Source organism: Roseinatronobacter sp., from assembly GCF_051859525.1.
Classification (GTDB): domain Bacteria; phylum Pseudomonadota; class Alphaproteobacteria; order Rhodobacterales; family Rhodobacteraceae; genus Roseinatronobacter.
In genome coordinates this window covers 13,422-35,640 of the sequence record NZ_JBHYFM010000030.1, presented here as the reverse complement: position 1 = coordinate 35,640, position 22,219 = coordinate 13,422, and the positions used below count along the sequence as shown (strand labels likewise).

The 22,219-nt window shown below is 61.1% G+C and carries 27 protein-coding genes; 17 read left to right on the top strand and 10 right to left on the bottom strand.

The annotated features are described in order from the left end of the window. On the bottom strand, nt 1–205 hold a 205-nt coding region (locus ACTIE1_RS15370; RefSeq protein WP_439563477.1), incomplete at its 3' end, for a porin. A 479-nt stretch (nt 206–684) separates the two neighbouring features. Here ACTIE1_RS15370 and ccmI point away from each other — a divergent pair. From ccmI to ACTIE1_RS15355, 3 genes are all read left to right on the top strand, one after another. Beyond that, nucleotides 685–1,965, top strand: coding sequence for a c-type cytochrome biogenesis protein CcmI (gene ccmI, locus ACTIE1_RS15365; protein WP_439563476.1), 1,281 nt, complete (start codon nt 685–687; stop codon nt 1,963–1,965). Next, nucleotides 1,965–2,444: a Holliday junction resolvase RuvX gene (gene ruvX / locus ACTIE1_RS15360; protein ID WP_439563086.1), complete on the top strand. Its 480-nt coding sequence runs from the start codon at nt 1,965–1,967 to the stop codon at nt 2,442–2,444. Before ccmI ends, ruvX begins: the two co-directional genes overlap by 1 nt. 81 nt (nt 2,445–2,525) lie before the next feature. Further along, nucleotides 2,526–2,759, top strand: a complete 234-nt coding sequence (locus ACTIE1_RS15355; RefSeq protein WP_439563087.1) for a DUF1289 domain-containing protein — start codon at nt 2,526–2,528, stop codon at nt 2,757–2,759. Between the two features lie 137 nt (nt 2,760–2,896). Here ACTIE1_RS15355 and ACTIE1_RS15350 read toward each other — a convergent pair whose 3' ends face one another. Together ACTIE1_RS15350 and ACTIE1_RS15345 are read right to left on the bottom strand one after the other, a co-directional pair. Further along, a complete protein-coding gene (locus ACTIE1_RS15350; protein WP_274350020.1) occupies nt 2,897–3,187 on the bottom strand; it encodes an HU family DNA-binding protein in 291 nt (96 codons plus the stop codon). Between the two features lie 147 nt (nt 3,188–3,334). Beyond that, nucleotides 3,335–4,810, bottom strand: coding sequence for an AMP nucleosidase (locus ACTIE1_RS15345; RefSeq protein ID WP_439563088.1), 1,476 nt, complete (start codon nt 4,808–4,810; stop codon nt 3,335–3,337). Between the two features lie 135 nt (nt 4,811–4,945). Here ACTIE1_RS15345 and ACTIE1_RS15340 point away from each other — a divergent pair, with 135 nt between their 5' ends. The 6 genes from ACTIE1_RS15340 to ACTIE1_RS15315 all read left to right on the top strand — a co-directional run bounded on the left by ACTIE1_RS15340 (nt 4,946) and on the right by ACTIE1_RS15315 (nt 10,088). Then, nucleotides 4,946–5,881, top strand: coding sequence for a histone deacetylase family protein (locus tag ACTIE1_RS15340; protein WP_439563089.1), 936 nt, complete (start codon nt 4,946–4,948; stop codon nt 5,879–5,881). After that, complete coding sequence (locus ACTIE1_RS15335) at nt 5,878–6,117, top strand: exodeoxyribonuclease VII small subunit (RefSeq protein WP_277805889.1); 240 nt, start codon at nt 5,878–5,880, stop codon at nt 6,115–6,117. The genes ACTIE1_RS15340 and ACTIE1_RS15335 overlap by 4 nt, the downstream gene beginning before the upstream one ends. Next, nucleotides 6,114–6,989 (top strand): polyprenyl synthetase family protein, encoded by an 876-nt coding sequence (locus tag ACTIE1_RS15330; RefSeq protein WP_439563090.1) that lies wholly within the window; start codon nt 6,114–6,116, stop codon nt 6,987–6,989. Before ACTIE1_RS15335 ends, ACTIE1_RS15330 begins: the two co-directional genes overlap by 4 nt. A 45-nt stretch (nt 6,990–7,034) precedes the next feature. Continuing rightward, a complete protein-coding gene (dxs, locus tag ACTIE1_RS15325; RefSeq protein WP_439563091.1) occupies nt 7,035–8,951 on the top strand; it encodes a 1-deoxy-D-xylulose-5-phosphate synthase in 1,917 nt (638 codons plus the stop codon). A gap of 89 nt (nt 8,952–9,040) precedes the next feature. Further along, nucleotides 9,041–9,472 carry a hypothetical protein gene (locus ACTIE1_RS15320; protein WP_439563092.1) on the top strand — a complete coding sequence of 144 codons (432 nt, stop codon included), beginning with the start codon at nt 9,041–9,043 and terminating at the stop codon, nt 9,470–9,472. 145 nt (nt 9,473–9,617) lie between these two features. Next, on the top strand, nt 9,618–10,088 hold the full coding sequence (locus ACTIE1_RS15315; protein ID WP_439563093.1) for a Dps family protein: 471 nt from the start codon (nt 9,618–9,620) through the stop codon (nt 10,086–10,088). Nucleotides 10,089–10,095: 7 nt separating this feature from the next. On the opposite strand, the gene ACTIE1_RS15310 is transcribed toward ACTIE1_RS15315, so the two are convergent. Together ACTIE1_RS15310 and hemP are read right to left on the bottom strand one after the other, a co-directional pair. Further along, the gene (locus ACTIE1_RS15310) at nt 10,096–10,335 is read right to left on the bottom strand and encodes a DUF1289 domain-containing protein (RefSeq protein ID WP_439563094.1); all 240 of its coding nucleotides are present in this window, start codon (nt 10,333–10,335) and stop codon (nt 10,096–10,098) included. Nucleotides 10,336–10,378: 43 nt separating this feature from the next. Beyond that, complete coding sequence (hemP, locus tag ACTIE1_RS15305; RefSeq protein WP_439563095.1) at nt 10,379–10,537, bottom strand: hemin uptake protein HemP; 159 nt, start codon at nt 10,535–10,537, stop codon at nt 10,379–10,381. On the opposite strand from hemP, the gene ACTIE1_RS15300 reads away from it, so the two are divergent. Further along, complete coding sequence (locus ACTIE1_RS15300) at nt 10,487–10,768, top strand: hypothetical protein (RefSeq protein WP_439563125.1); 282 nt, start codon at nt 10,487–10,489, stop codon at nt 10,766–10,768. The genes hemP and ACTIE1_RS15300 overlap by 51 nt on opposite strands. Nucleotides 10,769–10,992: 224 nt before the next feature. Here ACTIE1_RS15300 and ACTIE1_RS15295 read toward each other — a convergent pair whose 3' ends face one another. The 4 genes from ACTIE1_RS15295 to ACTIE1_RS15280 all read right to left on the bottom strand — a co-directional run bounded on the left by ACTIE1_RS15295 (nt 10,993) and on the right by ACTIE1_RS15280 (nt 15,104). Continuing rightward, nucleotides 10,993–12,117, bottom strand: a complete 1,125-nt coding sequence (locus ACTIE1_RS15295) for a metal ABC transporter permease (protein WP_439563096.1) — start codon at nt 12,115–12,117, stop codon at nt 10,993–10,995. After that, nucleotides 12,114–13,286, bottom strand: coding sequence for a metal ABC transporter permease (locus ACTIE1_RS15290; protein WP_439563097.1), 1,173 nt, complete (start codon nt 13,284–13,286; stop codon nt 12,114–12,116). Before ACTIE1_RS15290 ends, ACTIE1_RS15295 begins: the two co-directional genes overlap by 4 nt. Continuing rightward, nucleotides 13,283–14,050 carry a metal ABC transporter ATP-binding protein gene (locus ACTIE1_RS15285; protein WP_439563098.1) on the bottom strand — a complete coding sequence of 256 codons (768 nt, stop codon included), beginning with the start codon at nt 14,048–14,050 and terminating at the stop codon, nt 13,283–13,285. Before ACTIE1_RS15285 ends, ACTIE1_RS15290 begins: the two co-directional genes overlap by 4 nt. Nucleotides 14,051–14,123: 73 nt before the next feature. After that, nucleotides 14,124–15,104 carry a metal ABC transporter solute-binding protein, Zn/Mn family gene (locus tag ACTIE1_RS15280; protein ID WP_439563099.1) on the bottom strand — a complete coding sequence of 327 codons (981 nt, stop codon included), beginning with the start codon at nt 15,102–15,104 and terminating at the stop codon, nt 14,124–14,126. 176 nt (nt 15,105–15,280) lie between these two features. On the opposite strand from ACTIE1_RS15280, the gene pcaD reads away from it, so the two are divergent. The 6 genes from pcaD to ACTIE1_RS15250 all read left to right on the top strand — a co-directional run bounded on the left by pcaD (nt 15,281) and on the right by ACTIE1_RS15250 (nt 20,003). Beyond that, nucleotides 15,281–16,066 (top strand): 3-oxoadipate enol-lactonase, encoded by a 786-nt coding sequence (gene pcaD, locus ACTIE1_RS15275; RefSeq protein WP_439563100.1) that lies wholly within the window; start codon nt 15,281–15,283, stop codon nt 16,064–16,066. Next, complete coding sequence (gene pcaC / locus ACTIE1_RS15270; RefSeq protein ID WP_439563101.1) at nt 16,063–16,449, top strand: 4-carboxymuconolactone decarboxylase; 387 nt, start codon at nt 16,063–16,065, stop codon at nt 16,447–16,449. Before pcaD ends, pcaC begins: the two co-directional genes overlap by 4 nt. Then, nucleotides 16,442–17,167, top strand: coding sequence for a protocatechuate 3,4-dioxygenase subunit beta (pcaH, locus tag ACTIE1_RS15265; RefSeq protein ID WP_439563102.1), 726 nt, complete (start codon nt 16,442–16,444; stop codon nt 17,165–17,167). Before pcaC ends, pcaH begins: the two co-directional genes overlap by 8 nt. Before the next feature lie 2 nt (nt 17,168–17,169). Beyond that, nucleotides 17,170–17,769: a protocatechuate 3,4-dioxygenase subunit alpha gene (gene pcaG / locus ACTIE1_RS15260; RefSeq protein ID WP_439563103.1), complete on the top strand. Its 600-nt coding sequence runs from the start codon at nt 17,170–17,172 to the stop codon at nt 17,767–17,769. Nucleotides 17,770–17,850: 81 nt separating this feature from the next. Continuing rightward, on the top strand, nt 17,851–18,684 hold the full coding sequence (locus ACTIE1_RS15255; RefSeq protein ID WP_439563104.1) for a 3-keto-5-aminohexanoate cleavage protein: 834 nt from the start codon (nt 17,851–17,853) through the stop codon (nt 18,682–18,684). Next, nucleotides 18,681–20,003: a lyase family protein gene (locus ACTIE1_RS15250; protein WP_439563105.1), complete on the top strand. Its 1,323-nt coding sequence runs from the start codon at nt 18,681–18,683 to the stop codon at nt 20,001–20,003. Before ACTIE1_RS15255 ends, ACTIE1_RS15250 begins: the two co-directional genes overlap by 4 nt. 60 nt (nt 20,004–20,063) lie before the next feature. Here ACTIE1_RS15250 and ACTIE1_RS15245 read toward each other — a convergent pair whose 3' ends face one another. Next, the gene (locus tag ACTIE1_RS15245) at nt 20,064–21,026 is read right to left on the bottom strand and encodes a helix-turn-helix domain-containing protein (RefSeq protein ID WP_439563475.1); all 963 of its coding nucleotides are present in this window, start codon (nt 21,024–21,026) and stop codon (nt 20,064–20,066) included. Between ACTIE1_RS15245 and pobA the strand changes: the two genes are divergently transcribed. Further along, on the top strand, nt 21,027–22,196 hold the full coding sequence (pobA, locus tag ACTIE1_RS15240; protein ID WP_439563107.1) for a 4-hydroxybenzoate 3-monooxygenase: 1,170 nt from the start codon (nt 21,027–21,029) through the stop codon (nt 22,194–22,196). It abuts the gene before it with no gap. Nucleotides 22,197–22,219 lie beyond the last annotated feature (23 nt).

Sequence of the window (22,219 nt, the reverse complement as noted above, 5' to 3'; positions counted from 1 at the left end):
GGAACGATGCGCCGAATGCCATGCCGGTGTCGGTTTCGCCGGACAGTGTGAAGGTTACGCGAGCGCGGCTGCTGAATTGCAGTTTTGCATCGCGGCTGTTGTCATAGGTGATACCCATGCGAGCGTCGCCCGACAGAGCAACTTGCGCAGATGCTACGCCTGCCGACATGACCAGTGCGGTCGAAGCAAGAAGAAGCTTTTTCATTTGTTTTTCCCTCGTTGTCTAAGGAGTTCCTCGCCTTACCACTCAGGCAAGGTCTGAGCCTGTTTCTGATTTTTGCCCCTGTAATTCAAGCCAAAGCGCATGCCCCCCCTGCCATGCCCGAAAAGATGGTGCAGTTTTGCCACGCCTTGGCACAGGACCTGATGCGTGCCGCGCGTCGGGGCGGTGGGGCTGGCGTAGTTAAGATGTTGTTAAACCGTCATAAATCATGGCGCGGGGCGGGGCGGGGTGTTTTCTGCGCGGGCATTGGGTCTGCGCGGGCTTCCGGACGGGCGCGCCTGCACGAATCGGGAGGGGCCGCGCGGTGTTTCGGGCCATGCCGCGTGATTTGCCCGCGCGCGCTGCCTGCGGCGGGGGGGGGCGCGGCGCTGTGGCGCGGGGTTTAGCCCTTTTTCCGGTGGCGCGTTGCCGTTATGTGAGGGGGGAGCGCGCAGACGCAGTTATATAGTATAGGGGGCCTTATGACAGGCATCGGGCAGTTTGCAGGATTTATCGTCATTGCGGTGATGGTGGCGGCAGTGTTGCTGCGCGCAGTGGCGCGGGCGCGGGTTGGGGGCGCTGCGGACGGGACGGAACGCGCGATGCGCGTTTACCGCGACCAGCTGCGCGAGGTGGAGCGCGATCTGGCGCGCGGCACGCTGGAACAGGCCGAGGCCGACCGCCTGCGTCTGGAAATCCAGCGGCGCATACTGGATCTGGACAAGGGGGGGCGCAGTGCGGGTGTCCCCTCCTCCCCCCGCGCGCGCGCTGTGATGGTCGGTCTGGTGGCGGTGCTGCTGGCGGGGGCCGGGTGGCTGTATCTGGTTTACGGGGCGGTGAATTACCCCGACCAGCCGCTGGCCGCGCGCCATGCCGATGCCGATGCCGCGCGCGCAGACCGTCCCCGTCAGGCGCAGTTGGAAGAAGACTTTGCCGCCGCGCGCCCCGATGCGCCCGAGAGTGCGGACCGCGCCGAGTTGGAACCGATGGTGGCGCAGTTGCGCGCGGCGCTGGCCACCCGCCCCGATGATTTGCGCGGGCATATCCTGCTGGCGCAAAACGAATCGCGTTTGGGCAATTTCGCGGAGGCGGCAGTGGCACAGGCGCGGGTGATTGCCCTGCGTGGTGATGATGTGGATGTGCAGGACCATGCGTTCTTGCTGGATTTGCTGGTGCTGGCGGCAGGGGGCATGGTGTCCCCCGAGGCCGAGGAGGTGATCGAGCGGATTTTGCGGCGCGATCCGGCCAACGGGGTGGCACTGTATTATACGGGGCGGATGTATGCGCAGACGGGGCGGCCCGACCTGACATTCCGCGTGTGGCGCAGGCTGCATGACCAAAGCGCGGGCGATGCCCCCTGGATGCCGGAGATTCGCGCATCGCTGCCGGAACTGGCGCAGATTTCAGGCGAGCCGCGCTATCAACTGCCGCCGCGCCCCGCGCCTGCATCGGCAGGCGGGCAGGGGCCAAGCGCCGCCGATATTGATGCCGCGATGGACATGGACCCAGGCGACCGCGCCGCCATGATCGAGGATATGGTGGCGTCCCTGTCGGCGCGGCTGGCCAATGACGGCGGCACGGCAGAAGACTGGGCGCAACTGGTGCGCGCGCTGAGTGTGCTGGACCAGCGTGATCAAGCACTGGCGATCTTGCAAGAGGCGCGCACTGTCTTTGCCGCCCGCGCCGAGGATCTGGCGTTGATCAACAGCGTGGCCGAAGATGTGGGCCTGTCTGCGGGCGGGCCTGTGGGGGGCGCGCCCTAATGGCCGTGTTCGCGGAGTTCGAGGAATTCGTGGCCGCATTGCCGGTGCGGCAGGCGCTGGCGGGGCTGGATCTGGGCGAGAAAACCATCGGCGTGGCGGTGTCCGATCGTGTGTTGTCGGTGGCCAGCCCCTTGCAGACCATAAGGCGGCGCAAGTTCGGGCTGGATGCGCAGGCATTGCTGGAAATTGTGGCGGGGCGCGATCTGGGTGGTCTGGTGTTGGGCCTGCCGCGCAACATGGACGGGTCCGAGGGGCCGCGCTGCCAGTCCACCCGTGCGTTTGCGCGCAACCTGTCGGCGCTGACGGATTTGCCCATCGGGTTCTGGGACGAACGCTTGTCCACGGTGGCCGCCGAACGCGCCCTGCTGGAGGCCGACACATCGCGGCGCAGGCGCGCCGAAGTGATTGACCATGTCGCCGCAGGTGTCATCCTGCAAGGGGCGCTGGACCGGCTGGCCGTGTTGCGGCGGGCGGTCTGAGGATGCGTATTTTGGCACTGGTCCGCGCCTGTCACCGGATTACCTTGCGCAGGACGCTGGTTTGGCCAAGGGCTTATTCACATGAGTGACGCAGTATGGAAACGCGATGAAATCGAAAGCCCTTGCATCAAGATCTGCGTCATCCACCCTGAATCGCGGCTGTGCACAGGGTGCCTGCGGTCAATCGACGAGATTTCGCAATGGGCGCGGATGACACCGCAGGCGCGTCAGTCTGTGATGGCTGAATTGCCTGCACGTCAGGCATCGATCAGCAAACGGCGCGGCGGGCGCAAGGGCCGTCTGCACCGGTCCTGAAGCTGCGCGGGTTGGGATGATTTGTCTGGATGGCCCTTACCGCATGACAATTCTGCTGCGTCTTCGGTGGCCTGATGCCATATCCGGGCGCGGCATGTCCTGATGCCTGCCCGGATATATCGTCTGGGGGCGGGGTCTTAGTCGTTGACCGCGTCTTTCAGGGCCTTGGCCACGGTGACCTTCACGGCCTTGTCGGCGGGCTTGGTCATCGTCTCGCCGGTTGCAGGGTTGCGCACCTGACGTTCGGGGCGTGCGCGGCACATGATTTTGCCAATTCCGGGCAGTGTGACTGCACCGCCGGCCGCGACCTCACGCAGGACAACTGCGGATACCGCATCAATCGCTGCGGATGCAGTTTTCTTGTCGGCACCCATTTCTTCTGCAAGTGCTGCGACAAGCTGGGTTTTGGTCATCGGTTTGGTTGTCATCTTACTCTCCTGATATTGAGTGCGTGGCGCGAATGGCCCTTACACTTGATATTTTCGCTGCGCATCTAGCCCTAGTTTGTGTCTGCTGACAATCACCCCGAGGCAAGAAAAAACTGCATTTTGCAAGGAAATTGCCAAATAATCGCATTAGAGAAACGCAGTTTCGTTGAAACTGCGCAGTTTCCGGCTGTGAATCCGCTCCAGCGGCATGTCGCGCAGCGATTCCATTGCGCGAATGCCAATGCGCAAATGGCGCGCAACTTGGGTCTTATAGAAGTCGGACGCCATGCCCGGCAGTTTCAGTTCCCCATGCAGCGGTTTGTCCGAAACGCATAACAAGGTGCCATAGGGCACACGAAAGCGGAAACCGTTGGCGGCGATTGTGGCGCTTTCCATGTCCAGCCCGACCGCGCGCGATTGCGACAGGCGTTGCACCGGTCCGGATTGGTCGCGCAATTCCCAGTTGCGGTTGTCGATTGTCGCAACGGTGCCGGTGCGCATGATCTGCTTGAGTGCGTAGCCTTCCAATTGCGTAATCTCGGCCACCGCGTCCTGCAACGCGATCTGGATTTCGGCCAGCGCGGGGATCGGTACCCAGACGGGCAAATCTGCATCAAGCACATTGTCCTCGCGCAGATAGGCATGCGCCAGAACGAAATCCCCCAGCGCCTGACTGTTGCGCAAGCCTGCGCAATGGCCCACCATCAACCATGCATGCGGGCGCAATACGGCTATATGGTCTGTGGCAGTTTTGGCATTGGACGGGCCAACCCCGATATTGACAAGCGTGATCCCCGCGCCGTGTTTGCGCTTCAGGTGGTATGTGGGCATTTGCGGCAGACGTGCCAGCGTGGGGATGTCCATATCCGGATTGGTGACTTCCACATTGCCGGGCGCGATGAAGGATATGTAGCCGCTGTCGGGGTCACGCAGTTGCGCGCGGGCAAATGACTCGAATTCATCGACATAGAACTGGTAGTTGGTAAACAGAATATGGTTCTGGAAATGCTCGGGCGCTGTGGCTGTGTAATGGGCAAGGCGGGCCAGCGAATAATCCACCCTCTGGGCCGTGAACATCGCCAGCGGGCGCGACCCGTCGGCATTGACCACACGGTCGCCATTGACGATGTCATCATTGGTGGTCGACAGGTCCGGCACGTCAAATATATCGCGCAGCGAAAGCGTCATTTCGCCGTTTTCCGGCAGCACGATATCCCCGCGCCCCGCCATGGCAAAATGCAGCGGTATGGGCGTGTCGGACGGCCCGATGCTGACGGGCACGTTGTGATTGCGCATCAGCAACCCGATCTGCTGCTTCAGGTAGTGGCGGAACAGGTCGGGGCGTGTCACGGTCGTGGCATAAGTTCCCGGTTCGGCGACATGGCCGAAGCTCAGCCGGGAATCGATGCGGTCAAAGCGTGTGGTGACAAGCCGGATTTCGGGATAGAAGGCGCGGTACCGGTGTTCGGGCACAGTGCCGCTGGCCGTGTGGTTGAAACCCTGCACCAGAAAATCCAGCGCTTCGCAATATAGGGCTTCAAGATGGGTGACCGCCTGTTCGGGATCGGTGAAAAAACGATGCTCATGCTGGGGCGGTGTCAGGATTGCGGGGGATTGGGTCATGCCTGTTGCGGCCCTTCTTGTGTTCTGCCTGTGGGCGTTTCACGCTACAGTGCCATTGACGCGGCCTGTGAACAAGCGCTGCGCGCGCGTAAAATCACTCTTTCCCCGTGGCGGGCAATCGTCTAGCGTTCGCGCATGACGACAGCATATATAACCCACCCCGATGCACAACTGCACCAGACACCCGATGGTCACCCTGAACAGGTGGACCGCATGGCCGCTATTGCGACAGCGCTTGACGGTACCACATTCGCGGCGCTGATGCGACATGACGCCCCTTTGGCCAGTGATGTGCAGCTTCTGCGCTGCCACCCCGCAACCTATCTGGACCGTATCCGCCGCGCGATTCCGGCCGCTGGCATCTACCAGCTGGACGCGGACACGCATGTGTCCAGCGGGTCGCTGAACGCCGCATTGCGCGCGGCTGGCGGGGCCTGTCTGGGCGTGGATATGGTCCTGCACGGCAAGGTGCAAAATGCCTTTGTCGGTATGCGGCCGCCCGGCCATCATGCGGAAACCGCCACGCCAATGGGGTTTTGCCTGTTCGGCACTGTTGCCATTGCCGCGCGCCACGCCATGGAACAGCACGGCCTGTCGCGTGTCGCGGTTGTGGATTTCGACGTGCATCACGGCAATGGCACGCAAGACCTGCTATGGGACGAGTCGCGCGCATTGTTCGTGTCCAGCCATCAGATGCCGCTTTGGCCGGGGACGGGGGCCGCGGATGAACGCGGTGCGCATGGCAATGTGATCAACGTGCCGCTGGCACCGGGCACGGATGGTGCGACATTCCGGCGGGTGTATGAGGATACCGTGTTGCCGCAGCTTGACCGTTTTGCCCCCGAGCTTGTGCTGATTTCGGCAGGGTTTGACGCGCATCGTGATGATCCGCTGGCCCAGCTTGAGCTTGTGGAACAGGATTTTGCATGGGTGACGGGCGCATTGTGCGATATTGCGGCGCGCCATTGTGACGGGCGGGTGGTGTCGGTGCTGGAAGGCGGCTATGATCTGCATGCGCTGTCCGCATCGGTGGCGGCGCATGTGGCGGTCTTGATGGAGCAGCAGGCATGACAGACAAACCCGTTTCCGAAATGAGCTTCGAGGAAGCCCTGCGCGCGCTGGAAGATATTGTCACACGGCTGGAACGCGGCGATGTGCCGCTGGAGCAATCGATCACCCTGTATGAGACCGGCGCGAAACTGAAAAAACAATGCGAAGAACGCCTGAACGCGGCGCAGATGCGTGTTGAGGCAATCCGCCTGTCCGAGAACGGCACCCCTGAGGGCACGGAGCCGTTTTCCGCATGACAGACTTCGCCGTTCGGCTGGCCCATGCCGCCAGTTTGACCGAAGCGCGATTGCAGGCCGAAATTGCCATCCAACCCGCCAGCACGGTGCGCGATGCCATGGCCTATGCCGCGCGCGGGGGCAAGAAACTGCGCGGGTTTCTGGTGCTGGAAGGTGCGCGCCTGCACGGGCTGGGGCAGGAACTGGCCGTGCAGCCCGCTGCCGCGATCGAGGCGGTTCATGCCTATTCGCTGGTGCATGATGACCTGCCCGCAATGGATGATGACAGCCTGCGCCGTGGCCAACCCACTGTGCATGTGAAATGGGACGAGGCCACAGCAGTTCTGGTTGGTGACGCGTTGCAGGCGCTGGCCTTCGGGTTGCTTGCGCGCGATGATGCCGCGCCAACCCCGCAAGCACGGCTGGATTTGCTGGCCACACTTGCCCATGCGGCGGGTGCGTCCGGCATGGTGCTGGGGCAGGCGCTGGACATTGCCGCCGAAACCGCCCCCACGCCCCTGACGCTGGACCAGATCACGCAGTTGCAGGCAGGCAAGACCGGCGCGTTGATCACATGGTCGGCCTGCGCAGGCGCGCGGATGGCAGGTGCCGATACAGGCCCGCTTGCCGCCTATGCGGGCGCGTTGGGGCTGGCGTTCCAGATTGCCGATGACATTCTGGATATTGAGGGCGACCCCGCCCTTGCAGGTAAACGCCTGCAAAAGGATCAGGCGGCAGGCAAGGCCACGTTTGTGTCCCTTCTGGGGCTGGACGGGGCGAAGGCGCGCGCGCGTGATCTTGTCGCGCAGGCGCAGGCTGCCCTTGACCCGTACGGTGCGCAGGCTGATGTGTTGCGACAGGCCGCGCAATTCGTTATCGCACGGCAAACCTGAAGGCCGCACCTTCGGGAATGTGCCGCGCAGGGGAAAGGAACCGCCATGCCGCAGACACCACTTCTGGATAAAGTGACCTCGCCCGCTGATCTGAAGGGGCTAAGCGATCGTGAATTGCGCCAGCTTGCGGATGAATTGCGCGCGGAAACCATAGCAGTTGTGTCGGAAACCGGCGGGCATCTGGGGGCCGGTCTGGGTGTGGTGGAGCTGACGGTGGCCTTGCATGCGGTGTTCGACACGCCGCGCGACCGGTTGATCTGGGATGTGTCGCATCAGTGTTACCCGCATAAAATCCTGACTGGGCGGCGCGACCGCATGCGATCGCTTCGCCAGAAGGACGGGTTGTCGGGTTTTACCAAACGCTCCGAATCCCCCTATGACCCGTTCGGGGCCGCGCATAGTTCGACCAGCATTTCCGCAGCGCTTGGCTTTACCATGGCGCGAGAGTTGGGCGGGGCGCCCGATCCCACGCTGGGCGATGCAATTGCCGTGATCGGGGACGGGTCCATCAGCGCGGGCATGGCCTATGAGGCATTGAACAACGCAGGCCATTTGGGGCGGCGCATGTTCGTTATTCTGAACGATAATGAAATGTCGATTGCGCCCCCCACAGGGGCAATGTCCAGCTATCTGTCGCGCCTCTATGCCGAAAAGCCGGTGCAGGACATCAAGCATGCGATGAAAAACGCCTTCAGCCTGTTGCCGGGGCCGTTTCAGGAAGGGGCGCGCCGCGCGAAGGATTTGCTGAAACACATGACCGTTGGCGGCACCTTGTTCGAGGAATTGGGCTTCAATTACCTTGGTCCGATTGACGGCCATGATCTGGACCAGTTGCTGTGGGTGCTGCGCACGCTGCGCGAACGCGCGGATGAGCCGATGCTGATTCATGTCCTGACCAAGAAGGGCAAAGGCTATGCCCCCGCCGAAGGGGCCGCAGATCGCGGGCATGCGCGCGCCAAGTTCGATGTTGTGACCGGCAAGCAGCACAAGGCTGCATCAAATGCGCCAAGCTATACCAAGGTATTCGCCGAGGCATTGATTGCCGAAGCAGGCCGCGATGACAAGGTTGTCGCCGTCACTGCCGCCATGCCGGATGGCACAGGTCTGGACCTGTTTGCCCAGCGTTTCCCCAACCGCATGTTTGATGTGGCCATTGCCGAACAGCACGGTGTGACATTTTGCGCGGGGCTGGCGGCAGGGGGCATGAAACCGTTTTGCGCGATGTATTCGACTTTTCTGCAACGCGGTTATGATCAGGTGGTCCATGATGTGGCCATCCAGCGCCTGCCGGTGCGGTTTGCAATAGACCGCGCGGGGCTGGTGGGGGCGGATGGTGCGACCCATGCGGGCAGTTTTGACGTGGCCTTTTTGGCGAACTTGCCTGGCATGGTGGTAATGGCCGCCGCGGATGAGGCCGAGCTGGTGCATATGGTGGCCACCGCTGCCGCCCATGATGACGGGCCAATCGCGTTCCGTTTCCCGCGTGGCGAAGGAACCGGCGTGGACATGCCCGAACGCGGGCAGGTGCTGGAAATGGGCAAGGGCCGCATGATTCGCGAAGGCTCGCGCGTGGCGATCCTGTCGTTTGGCACCCGCCTGAGCGAGGTTTTGCTGGCCTGCGAAGCGCTGGGTGCCAGGGGAATCACCCCCAGCGTCGCAGATGCGCGTTTTGCCAAACCGCTGGACCGTGACCTGATCTTGCGCCTTGCTGCTGATCATGAAGCGCTGATCACCATTGAAGAAGGGGCCATTGGCGGCTTTGGCAGCCATGTTGCGCAATTGCTGGCCGAAGAAGGCGTGTTTGACAATGGTTTGAAGTTCCGTTCCATGGTGTTGCCCGATATTTTTATCGATCAGGCCAACCCCCATGACATGTATGCCGCAGCGGCCATGAACGCGCCCGATATTGAAGCAAAAGTTCTGTCCGTTCTGGGGGTGGCGCAGCTTGGTAAACGCGCCTGATTGATGATTTTCTGACGGCAGATGCGTGAAGCTACTAGTCAGGCGACCTATTCCATACTATATCAGTCGGGAATGAAGGGGGCGTCTTGATGGGTTTGCAAAAGCAGTTTGTTGCACCGCCTGCACCGCAGGAAGGGTTCGGGGATGAACGCCACAGTGCTGCGCTGACATTGCTGCGCGTGCTGATGCGTCAATGCCGCGCCAAAGCGCGGCTGGAGCCGTTTGAAGCCTGCGCGATTTTGCAGAACGCCCCGCATGAAGGGGCGCAGCCCTATGCCGATGCCTTGTTGCGTGTTTTGGCGCAGGGGTTGGATCATGGTCCGGTGATCCACCGTGTTGGTGCACCGGAATGTTCGTTCGATGAAAACTGGCTTATGGCGCTGATGGATGCGATTGCGCGGGATGACCGTGCCAGCACAGCATTTTTGCTGCGCGCGCGCCTGCCCTTGCACTTGCGCCGGCATGTCGGCTGGCTGACAGCGCAGATGATGGTGCGCCTGAACAGGTTGATACCCGATTGAATTTCTAAACTTTAGAATCTTTCTAAAAACACTTGAAACGTAACTGCGCCTCGCTTATCTTCTGGTCAAGCGGGTAGCCAGCAGGGTCGCAAGCCAGTCCCGTGTTGCATAATCCATGATTTGTATAATGACAGGAGGGTTCCTTATGACCCAGACAGCACAACAACTGACCCCAAGCGCACAAGAGGCGATTTGCGAGGCGCTGAATCAATGCGTTGCCGAAACCGCAGTCACCACAATGCTGGCACAGAATTTTCACTGGAATGTCACCGGCATGGCCTTCGGGCCGCTGCATGACATGTTCCAGAAAATCTATGAGGATCATTTCACCGCGCAGGATGATCTGGCCGAGCGTGTGAAAGCACTTGGCGGTCATGCCGAAGGGCAGCTTGCGGGTATGCTGAAGCGGTCAAAAGTGGCCGAGCATGATGGCCACGCCACTGCCGAGGCAATGGTTGAGACGCTGGCAAAAGCGCAGGATACCGTTGCCGCGACCCTTGCAGGTGCAGCCGCCATAGCCGAGGAGCATGGCGATCTGCTGACGCAGGATCTGGCAATCGCACGCGGTCAGGTGCATGAGAAATTCGCGTGGCTGCTGCGCGCGCATCTGGGCTGATCGGGGCCTAAAGCGGTGGCTTGACGCCCTTCTTTTCGCAGCGTTTGCGATAAGCGTCAGGCCAGTGCCGGTATTTGCCAAGATCATTTTGCTGATGCATCAGAAGGTCCAGAAAGGCCCTCTGATGCGTTTCTTTTTTCAGCTTCTTGAACATGGATTTCTGCGCCTTGGTCATCGAGCATCCGATGCAGTGACCTTCGCGTTTGAATTTGCACACGTCGATGCAAGGTGATGGGATCTTACTCATTCTGGTGGTCCTGACTGGCCCAAGGCAAGGGCAACTGGCTGGGTTATTTGGTCAAAATCAGTTTGCGTGCACGCGTAATGCGCAGGGTATAAAGTTGTCCGTCAAGAAGAATATGTGCTGTTGCGCCCCCGTTTGTCAGGAGCGCCGCGTCATGACTGGGGACAGCCGTGTCCGCGTCACCTTCGGCGCAGGGGTGCGTCATGGTACTGGACGCATGCTTGTCGGTCATGGATGGGTCGCAAATGCGTTGCGCTGGAACACAAGCCAGTCGGTCAACTGGGAATGTTCTGGCAAACAGGTGCAAGGGTCGCAGCATATCCTTTCCAGCAAGTCGTCATGGCACTGGACGGTATGGCGATGGCGGTCGCCGTCCGTGGGCTGTGAAACGACAGGGTCTGTCTGCATTGCAGAAAAGGTCATGGGCCGCGCCTGAAACTTGTCGGCATCCTTGCCGGTTTCTGGTTGCGCCGGGCTGACCTTTCGGCTGGCTTGGCAGATTCACTAAACCTTATCAAAAAAGTCGGAATGGTCAAGCGGTATACGCAGGCCCTGCACTAGGGTCTGTCGCATTCATTCGCATTCACGAGGCAGGCCCTAGTTTAGTGTTTCCGCATGTTTTTATGCGCAAAACCGGTTCCCACTTTTGCGCAATACACTCTAATGGCGCGCGAATATGCCAATGGCCACTGCCTGCCCCTTGGGCCGCAAGGCCAGCAAGCCGTCGCGCCGTTCAATAAGGTCGCGGTCCAGGGCGCGCAAAATCGTGGCGCGCGCGCGCTTCTCTGGCCAGCGCAAATGTTCTGTCAGGGCGCGGCGGGTGTTTTCCTCGTGTATGTCCGGGCTGTTCTGGTGGGTATAAAGATGGGTAACCAATGTCCGGCAATCATGGTCCAGCCGTTCCGATGTCCGGCGCAAGGCCTGTGACAGCAACCCGCGATCGGGCGCCAGCAACAAGGCCAGCGCAAACCAGACTCCTGTCATCGCGGCCATCATGCCGCCGATCGACACATTCCAGTAGACGGCAAGCAAATACCCCGTGACGCAGGACAGGACCGACAATGCGACAGCCAGCACCACCATCAGCCACAAGCGCTGCGTCAGCAGATAGGCGGTTGCCGGTGGCACGATAACGAATGCAATGAACAGCACGGCGCCCACCGCGTCAAATGCGGCAACTGCCGTCACGCTTGTCAGGGTCAGAACTGCATAATGCAGCACCCCCGGAAACAAGCCCAGTGCGGCGGCAAGTCCGGCATCGAAGGTGGTCAGTTTCAATTCCTTCCAGAATGCCACTACGAAGGCCAGATTGACGATAAACACAACACCAAGGGTCGCCAGGGCCACCGGAATGCGCAGCCCCCCGATTGTCAGCGTGTGCAACCAGACAAAGCCGATTTCGCCCAGAAGGACCGTGTCCACATCAATATGCACATTGCGTGCATTCAGTGAAATAAGGATGACGCCTGCGGCGAACAATGCCGGAAATATCAGGCCAATGGCGGCGTCCATCTTGACCAGTCCGGACCGCGCCAGCGCTTCGGACAATACCACTGTCAGCAGGCCCGTCAGCGCCGCGCCAAGTATCTGGAACGGGCCTGTCAGATGGCCTGTCAGCAACCATACGACAATGATACCGAACACGATTGAATGGCTGATTGCATCCGTTAGCATGGAATTGCCACGCAGCACCAGAAAACTGCCCAGCAGCGCGCCGGATGCGCCGACCAGAATGCCCGTTGACATGATCATCGCCGGAATCGATGCGAAATAGGCTTCGATCATGTGTCGCCCCCGGCTGTGCGATTGCCTGTGCCTCCGACTGCGCCCCTTTCGGCTTGCGTGCCCGACAGCGCGCGGGCCTCGGCATGTCCGGCCTTGGTCAGTTCCCAACGCGGGGTTGTCTCGGGCGGGTGGGTGACCTGCTGGATCAGTCCGCGCCGCTTCAGCGCATCAATGTGCTTGCTGCCAGGGGGCGCGCCAAGCACAGCGCCCAGCATGCCGCGTTCAGCCTTGTAGCGCGTGTCGCCATGGGCGTCCGCCAGCCCCTGCAGGGCGGTCAGAACCCGCCCTTCGCTGATACGCGCGCGCATCGCCCGTGCGGCCAGCGCCTGCCAGATCAATCCGCGCCGCGGCGCCACCAGCATGGAAATCAGGACGAAAGCCGTTGCAATCAGCACAACAACCGGCCCCGTCGCCAGCCCGCGCGCAGAGGCGCTGATCAATGCGCCCAACGCGCCCGACACGGCCCCCAGCGTCGCAGATAAAACCACCATCGGGCCAAGGGTGCCGGTCCATTGTCGCGCAGCGGCGGCAGGGGCAATCAGCAGCGCGACCATTAGCACCACACCCACCAGTTGCAGCCCGATGACAATGGCGAAAGCCACCATCACCGTCAGCGCCGCTTCGATCCATGCAACGGGCAGCCCCTGCGCGCGCGCGAAATCCGCGTCGAAACTGACCAGCTTGAATTCCTTCCACAGCGCCAGCACCAGCGCCAGCGCGGCCAGCGCACCCGCCCCCATGATCCATAAATCACTGCGCAGGATGGCGGCGGCCTGACCGAACAGGAATGTCATCAACCCCGCCGACGCAGCCCCGCCTTGCCCTTGAATATAGGTCAGCGCCACAACGCCCACCGCGAAAAACACACTCAGGACAATTCCCAGCGCGGCATCTGTTTTCAGCGTGGTGCGGCGCACGATCAGTTGCATGACCAAAGCCGCCAGCGCGCCGGTGAAGAATGCCCCTGCCAGCACACTGCCCAGATCGCGCCCGCCCGCCACAAGAAACCCTAGGCATACGCCCGGCAGGGCGGCGTGGCTTAGCGCATCCCCCAGAAGGCTTTGCTGGCGCAGCACGGCAAACGCGCCCAGCATGCCGCTGATGGCCCCCAGAAGCGCCGCGCCCATCAGCACGGTCTGAACAATGCTGCTGGACAAAAGCGCTGTCATTCTTGCGGTCCGGCCTGCGCGATCATTGCCAGATGCCGCCCATAGGTGGCGCGCAGGTTTTCAGGCGTATAGGTTTGCGCTACAGGCCCTTGTGCGATCACACGGACATTCATCATTACCAGCCAGTCAAAGTAGCTTTGCACGGTACTCAGGTCGTGATGCACCACAATGATGGTGCGGCCCTGCGCGCGCAGGCGGTGCAGCAGGTCGATGATCACGGCCTCGGTGGTGGCGTCGACACCGGCCATGGGTTCATCAAGGATCAGGATCGGCGCGTCCTGAACAAGGGCGCGGGCAATGAACACTCGCTGTTGCTGGCCACCCGAAAGCTGGCTGATATGGCGTCCCGCATAGTCCTGCATGCCAAGTTCGCGCAATGCATCCATTGCGCGCGCACGATCTGCCGCAGTGGGGCGGCGGAACCAGCCGATTTTGCCATAAAGGCCCATTTCCACCACATCGCGCGCTGTTGTCGGAAAATCCCAGTCGACACTGTGGCGTTGGGGGACATAGCCGATCTGGCCGCGCATCTGGCGCACCGGACGACCCAGAAAGCGGACATGCCCCGCGACAGGCCGCACCAGACCCAGCGCTGTTTTCAACAGCGTCGATTTGCCGGACCCGTTCGGCCCGACAATGGCAGCCATCACCCCCGGCGGAATATCAAGATCAATGTCCCAAAGAACTGGGTCCGCGCCATAGCTGACGGTCAGGTCCTCGACATGCAGGGCAAATTGGGGTTCGTGCAGGCTGTCGTCGCGCATTGCTTGTCTTTCATCAGGCGCAAAGCCGCAGCCCGGTCTGGACTGCGGCTAGCGTTCAGATAGCACATTCAGATCAGTGTGCCATATCCCATGTTTCGGCCCATCCATGCAGCGCGTCCGGCAGCGGGGGCACCGTGCCGCCAAGGGCTTGGGCAATGGTAGCTGTGTTATGGCGGATCATCCCGATATAGGTGCCATCTGCCGTGCCGTCATCCCCCATGGCATCGGAATACAACTCCCCCCCAAGGGTAACATCATGCCCCATGGATTGCGCTTCGGCAATCATTGCATCAATCGTGCGGGGGTTCAGCGTGGTTTCCACGAAAACGGCAGGCACGTTGTTTTCCACGACGAAGGTTGCAACATCGCGGATGTCACGAATGCTGGCCTCTGATGTGGTGCTAAGCCCTTCGATGGCTTCCGATGCGGCGATTCCGTATGCGTCAGAGTAGTAGTTGAAGGCGTCATGCGCCGTGACCAGCATGCGCTGGCTTGACGGAATGGTGGCGATGGTTTCGCCAACCCAATCATGCAGACTGTCCAGTTGCAGCAGGTATTGCGCCAGATTCGTCTGTATATCTTGTGCGCAGCCGGGGCGCTGTTCAGTGATTGCGTCCGCGATAACGGGGGCGATCTGTGCCCAGCGACTGACATCCATCCATAGATGCGGGTCAAGGGTGCCGGGTGCGTCAGGATCGTCCAGCAAGTCAGCGGCGCTGAATGTCGCGGAAACCAGTCCAATGGTGGGCGTGCGGTCGGTGAAATCGCGCAGGACCCCCGCAAGGCGTTCTTCCAGCGCTGCATCGACATAGAAGATCAGTTCGGCATTCGCCAAGGCCTGAACGTCGCGCGGGGTGGCCGAATAATCATGCGGGTCGGTGCCCGCGCCGATCAGGGTCGATATTTCCGCGCAAGGGCCTGCAACATTATGCGCCACATCTGCAATCATCCCGATGGTTGCCAGAACCCGTAGCGGGGCTTCGTCCGCCATAACGCCCGGCGCGATGCCCAGTGCAAGGGCCATTGTGGTGGTAGCTGTTATGGGGGCGCGCATTATAACTCCTGTCTGCTTTGGTTGTGATGCCAGTATATGTAAATGCAAATCATTCGCAAGTAGATTCTGGAATTGATGCTACATTCCCCGAGACTCAAAAAATTCATAACCCTAGGGTTATGATATGCTGCGCAGAATATAATTTTATTCGAGGCGAGGATGTGTAAACTGCGCCTATGAAAACAGTTATTCGTGATAACATCGTTCTGCATATTCGTGACGAAGGCCCCCGCGACGGGGTGCCCGTCTTGCTGGCCAATTCGCTGGGCACGGATCTGCGCGTCTGGGACGCCATGTGCGCGTGTCTGCCTGATGGCTTGCGCCTGATCCGGTATGACAAGCGCGGGCATGGCCTGTCAGACGCGCCGCCCGCGCCCTATAGCATGGATGATCTGGTCGCCGATGCCGCAAGCGTGCTTGATGAATTACATGTCACGCAGGCCGTGATTGTCGGCCTGTCGATTGGCGGCATGATTGCACAAGGGCTGGCCCATGCGCGCCCTGATCTGGTGCGCGCAATGGTGCTGATGGATACTGCCGCGCGCATTGGTCCTGCCGAAATGTGGCATGACCGTATTCGGGCCGTGCAGCAAGGTGGTATTGCGCCGCTTGCCGATGCGGTCATGGCGCGCTGGTTCGCACCTGCCTTCCATCGTGACAAACCTGCCGAGCTGGCCCTGTGGCGCAATATGCTGTGCCGCACAACGCGTGACGGATACGCCGGCTGCTGCGCCGCGATCGCGGGGGCGGACCTGACAGACACCACCCGCGCGCTGGATCTGCCTGCCATTGTCATCGCCGGCAGTGAGGATGGCGCAACGCCGCCGGAACTGGTGCAGGCCACGGCGGCGCTGATGGATGCGCCGTTCCACCTGATTGACGGGGCAGGGCACCTGCCCTGTGTCGAAGCGCCCGCGCAAGTGGCAGCGATGATTGCAGACTTCCTGAAGGAGATAGCATGACAAACCGTTATGACGCCGGAATGGCGGTGCGCCGCAGTGTTCTGGGCAATGCCCATGTTGACCGTGCCGAGGCCGCGCGCAGCGATCTGGACACACCGTTCCAGACCTTGATTACCGAAGGGGCGTGGGGCACCGTCTGGGCATCTGACGCGATCAGCCGTCGTGAACGGTCCATGCTGACACTGGCACTGCTGGCCGCGACAGGCAATTTCGAGGAAATTCCCATGCATATCCGCGCCACCGCGCAAACCGGCGCGACCCCCCGCGATGTGATGGAAGCGTTCCAGCATGTGGCAATCTATGCGGGCGTTCCGCGTGCAAACCATGCAATAAAACTGGCGAAAGCCACCTTTGCCGAGATGGAGGCGGCAGACAATGCTTGATGGACCATTGATTCCGCGCAACCGCGCGATACACCCAGACCCCTATGATCCGGGCTATAAGACAACTGTGGCGCGCTCGCCGAACCTGCCGCTACTGTCCATGGACTCGACCCCGGCGGAAGAAACGGGCCCGCGTTTCGGGCACAGCACCATTGGTGCGCTGGACAACAACCTGATCCTGAACTGGACGCGCGGCGCAGCCCCTGCGGTGGGCGAACGCATTCTGATGTACGGGCGGGTTCTGGATGAACATGGTCGTGCCGTGCCCAATACGCTTGTTGAAATCTGGCAGGCCAATGCGGGTGGGCGTTACCGCCACAAGAAGGACGGCTATCTTGCCCCGCTGGACCCGAATTTCGGCGGATGCGGGCGTACCCTGACGGATGAACAGGGGCGCTACCAGTTCCTGACAATTCGCCCCGGTGCCTACCCATGGCCGAACCGCGGGAATGACTGGCGGCCCATGCATATCCATATTTCGGTATTTGGCCACAGCTTCGGGCAACGCCTGATCACCCAGATGTATTTCGAAGGCGACCCGTTGATCCCGCTGTGCCCGATTGCGGCCACGATCAAGGACCGCGCGCAACTGGACCGTCTGGTGGCCCCGCTGGATATGGCGGCGTCCAAGCCGCTGGACTATCTGGCGTATAAATTCGACATCGTGCTGCGCGGCCGCCGTCAAAGCATGTTCGAAAACAAACCGGAAGGGATGTGATCATGGTTCAGAAACTTGACATGTTGCAAGAAACCCCGTCGCAAACGGCCGGTCCTTATGTGCATATCGGCATGATGCCCACCTATGCGGGCAATGCAGACACCTTTGAACAGGAACTCGGCGTCAGCCCTATTGAAGACGGGGCGCAGGGCGAAATGATCGAGATTACAGGCTCGGTCTATGACGGAACCGGCTGGGCCATGCGCGATGCGCTGATTGAAAGCTGGCAGCCCGACGCGCAGGGCAAATTTGCAGGGCAGGGCGGTGCAGACCCCAAGGTTTCGGGCTTTTGCCGTTTCGCGGCAGATGCGGAGTCAGGCGAATTCTGTCTGCGCACGATCAAGCCGGGATCCGTTGCCACCAGCGACGGCACGCTGCAAGCCCCGCATATCGCCCTGTGGATCGTGGCGCGCGGCATCAATATCGGCCTGCAAACCCGCATCTATTTCGAGGATGAGGACAACAGCAAGGACCCCATTCTGGCGCGTATCGAACAGCGCCCGCGTGTGGACACGCTGATCGCCAAAAAGACAGGGCCGGGAAAATACAGGTTCGATATTCGCTTGCAAGGCGATGGCGAAACCGTGTTTCTGGACATGTAGATCAACCCGCACCTTGCCGCGCGGCTTCGGCCCGGTGGCAAGGTGTGATACAAAAGCGCGCGAACAAAGGACGTAGACGTCATGACAAACCCTTGCATCATCGCTGTGGCCATCACCGGCTCGGTGCCGACCAAGGCGAATAATCCGGCTGTGCCCGTGACCATTGCCGAACAGATCGAAAGCACGCAAGAAGCGTTTGAAGCGGGTGCCAGCATTGCGCATTGCCATGTGCGCAACGATGATGAAACCCCGTCATCGGACCCAGAAAAGTTTGCGCGCCTGAAAGAAGGGCTGGAAAAACACTGCCCCGGCATGATCATCCAGCTATCGACTGGCGGGCGTTCGGGCGCAGGGCAGGCGCGCGGCGGCATGTTACCCTTGCGTCCCGACATGGCGTCGCTGTCGGTGGGGTCGAATAATTTTCCCACACGCGTCTACGAGAATCCGCCGGATCTGGTGGACTGGCTGGCAGCGGAAATGCTGAAATACGATGTCATGCCCGAGATCGAGGCCTTTGACCTGTCGCACATCATTCAGGCTGCGAAAATGGCGGGCGACGGGCGTTTGAAGCAGCCGCTTTATGTGCAATTCGTCATGGGCGTGAAAAACGCCATGATCGCGGATGAGCGTATTCTGGACATCTATATCGAAACGCTGAAACGCTTTGCGCCCGATGCGCTGTGGTGTGCGGCAGGCATTGGACCGAACCAGATTGTGGTGAATGAATGGGCCATCGCGCGCGGTGGTCATACCCGCACCGGACTGGAGGACAATGTGCGGCTGGACCGTGACCGGCTGGCGCCGTCCAATGCTGCATTGGTGGCGCGCACGGCGGATCTGTGCGCGAAATACGACCGTCCGGTTGCAACATGGCAGCAGGCCCGCGATATTCTGAACCTGCCCCTGCGCGCATGACACCCGCCCCGTTTGACAGTGGCTTGCTTGGCCCCCTGCTGGGGGATGGGCAGGCCGCAGAAACCTTGTCCGAGGCGCGCTTCGTCGCGCATATGATCACGGTTGAAGCGGCGCTTGCGCGTGCCTGCGGCACTGTCGGGATTATCCCGCAGGACGCAGCATCGCGCCTGTCGGATGCGCTGGCACAAACCCGAATTGACCCGCGTGATCTGGGTGCGGGCACTGCTGCAGCTGGTGTCCCCGTGCCCGCGCTGGTCAAGCAGTTGCAGGCAGGGCTGGGGGTTGACGGGCAGTTTCTGCATTGGGGGGCGACCAGTCAGGATATCGTGGATTGCGCGCATGTGCTGCAATGGCGTGATATGCTGGATATGCTGGCGGCGCGGGTGGCGCAGCTTCTGGATGCGCTGAAACACGCCAGCGACGCGCAGTCGGATACGCTGATGGCGGGGCGCACGCGCAGTCAGGTGGCAACCCCTATCAGTTTCGGGTTGCGCATTGCCACATGGGCACAACCGCTGATCGCGTTGGACGCGGCATTGCCGGACATTCGCGCGCGACTGCTGCGTGTGCAGTTCGGCGGCGCATCAGGGTCTGCCAGCGCTGTGGGGACACATGGCGCAGCGCTGTCTGCGGAACTGGCGCGCGAACTGGGGCTGGCAGATGCGCCCTGCTGGCACACCGACCGTATGTCCATCATGGCAGTCGGGGGCTGGCTGGCGGGGGTGTCGGCGGCACTGGCGAAAATGGCGCGCGATCTGGTCACGCTTGGGCGGTCCGAAATCGCCGAAGCCCGCGCAGGCACCGGCGGCGGGTCATCCACGATGCCGCAGAAATCCAATCCCGTAGGGGCCGAAGCCATCATCACGCTGGCGGACTGGACCGCCTGTTTGCAACCGGCACTGACCCGCGCCGCCAGCCCGATGGAAGAACGCGACGGGGCGGCATGGGCGCTGGAATGGCTGGCCCTGCCGCAAATGGGTATGGCCACAGCGGCAGCGTTGCGCCATGCGCAGGCGCTGGCCGACAGCCTGACGGCAGATCCTGCGCGCATGGCTGTGCAACTGGATGCTGGAAACGGGGCCGTCCTTGCGGAAGCCGCAAGTTTTGCATTGGCCGCGTATATGCCGCGCCCCCAAGCACAGGAAGTGGTCAAGGCTGCACTTGCGCGCGCGGTGGAAAACGGGATTTCACTGCCGCAGGCTTTGAACCAGCACGAGGCATCTTGCGGGTTGGCCGACTGGACTGCGATCCTATCGGCGCAATCCCAGCTTGCCGCGTCCGAAGTGATGCGAACCCGTATTTTTGCCGAACGCCAGTAGGGGCTGACCAGCAGGGGCAGTATCCCAAAGCGCGGAACAAGGGCGCAGGGTGCGAATTGTCTATTGCTCCAGCCTGCGCCGATAGGCCCCCGGCGACATATTCGCAAAAGTCCTGAAACGGCGGTTGAAATAGCTGGGGTCATCATATCCCAACCTGTGCGCAATGCTTTGCGCGCTCATGCGGGTATAGGCCAGAAGGCGTGCGGCTTCCCGCATCAGATGGGATTCGATCATCGCCTGAGGGGGCAGTCCGGTTTGCTGTTTGCACAACCGGCCCAGATTGCGCGCCGACATGCCCAATGCAGTCGCATAGCGCGATACCGGCCAATGTTCGTTGGCATATGTGGCAATCAGTGATTGGAATTTGGCAATTCGCGGGTCGCTGCGGGTTTGGTCTTGGGGGGCGGGGGCCGTTTGGTCCTTGAACAGGGCACACAAGATCTGGCCCAGCACGCAGCGCAATTCTGTGCTGCGAAAGCGCCCGCTGCCCGACCAGATATCGAACAGCCGGATGAAATTGCCCTGAACGTCTGAATTCGGGGGCAGGATTGCGGGGCGGTTCAGGATGAAGGCCAATTCTGCCCCGTCCGCCAGAAACTCCGGAAAATTATGCACAGGCAGGCTAAGCACCCAGCCCTCGGTGCCTGCGGAGAAATCAAACCCGTGGACTGCGGCCGGCGGCAGGCACAGTGCGACAGGGGGGGCAAGGCTGCGGCTTTGCCCTTCGGCGTGAAAGGTGATCTGGCCGGATAGCAACAGAAATATCTGCAACAGATGGGTATGGCGGTGCGGTCGTATCTGCCAGTCCAACCCTGCGGCGCGGTCGATTATGCGTTCCATATGCGCAATATCAGGGAAAGGCGCGCGTTCGCCATACAGATGCCATGCCGGTATTTCATGTGCTGGGCGGGATTGTGTTTTCATGGCGTAATAATACCATAAATGGCCGTGGTAATCCATTCCAGTTTTGCCCCCGTCGCATAATATGCCTGTCAGATTAAGCAATTCAGGGAAGGGGGGCATATGCGCACTCAGGTTGCGATTATTGGCGGGGGGCCATCGGGGCTGTTGCTGTCACAATTGTTGAACAAGGCGGGAATCAGCACTGTCGTTCTGGAACGTCAAAGCCGTGAACATGTGCTGTCGCGTATCCGCGCAGGCGTGTTGGAACGCTGCACCGTTGATCTGTTGAACGAGGCAGGCGCCGGCGCGCGCATGCAACGCGAAGGCTTTGCCCATCACGGCTGTTACCTGAGCAGTGACCAGCAAATGATCCGCGTGGATTTTGGGGAAGCCTGCGGGCATAAGGTCATGGTCTATGGCCAGACCGAAGTGACCCGCGACCTGTATGAGGCGCAGGATGCCTTGGGCGCGACCCATATTCATGGCGTCGAGAATGTGACCCTGCACGACCTGAAAGACGGCGCGCCCTATGTCACATGGCAAAAGGATGGCGAGGCGCACCGTCTGGAGTGTGATTTCATTGCCGGATGTGACGGGTTCCACGGGGTCAGCCGCCGCACGATCCCCGAGGATGTGCGCCGCGAGTATGAAAAGGTCTATCCGTTCGGCTGGCTGGGCGTTTTGTCCGAAACGCCGCCTGTGCGCGATGAGCTGATCTATGCCAACCACCCGCGCGGGTTTGCGCTGGCGTCCATGCGCAACGAGATGCTGTCGCGCTACTACATTCAGGTGCCACTGACCGACAAGGTCGAGGATTGGTCCGATGATGCGTTCTGGACCGAGTTGAAAGCGCGCCTGCCGCAAGATGTCGCCGCCGATCTGGTGACCGGCCCCTCGATCGAGAAATCCATCGCGCCCTTGCGCAGCTTCGTGTCCGAGCCGTTGCGCTGGGGGGCGTTGTTCCTGTGCGGGGATGCGGCGCATATCGTGCCTCCGACAGGGGCCAAGGGGCTGAACCTTGCGACATCGGATGTGCATTACCTGTCGCAGGCATTGCTGGCCTATTATGGCAATAATGACACCAGCGGGCTGGACGGCTATTCGCAAAAGGCGCTGGCGCGGATCTGGAAGGCCATGCGGTTTTCCTGGTCGGTGACCACCATGATGCACAGTTTCCCGGAGCATTCGGATTTCGACCGCCAGATGCAGCGTGTGGAACTGGAACTGCTGGCCACGGACCCCGCCGCACGCAAGCTGTTTGCCGAAGCCTATACCGGCACGCCGCTATAGGGGCGCAATATGCTGCAAGACCT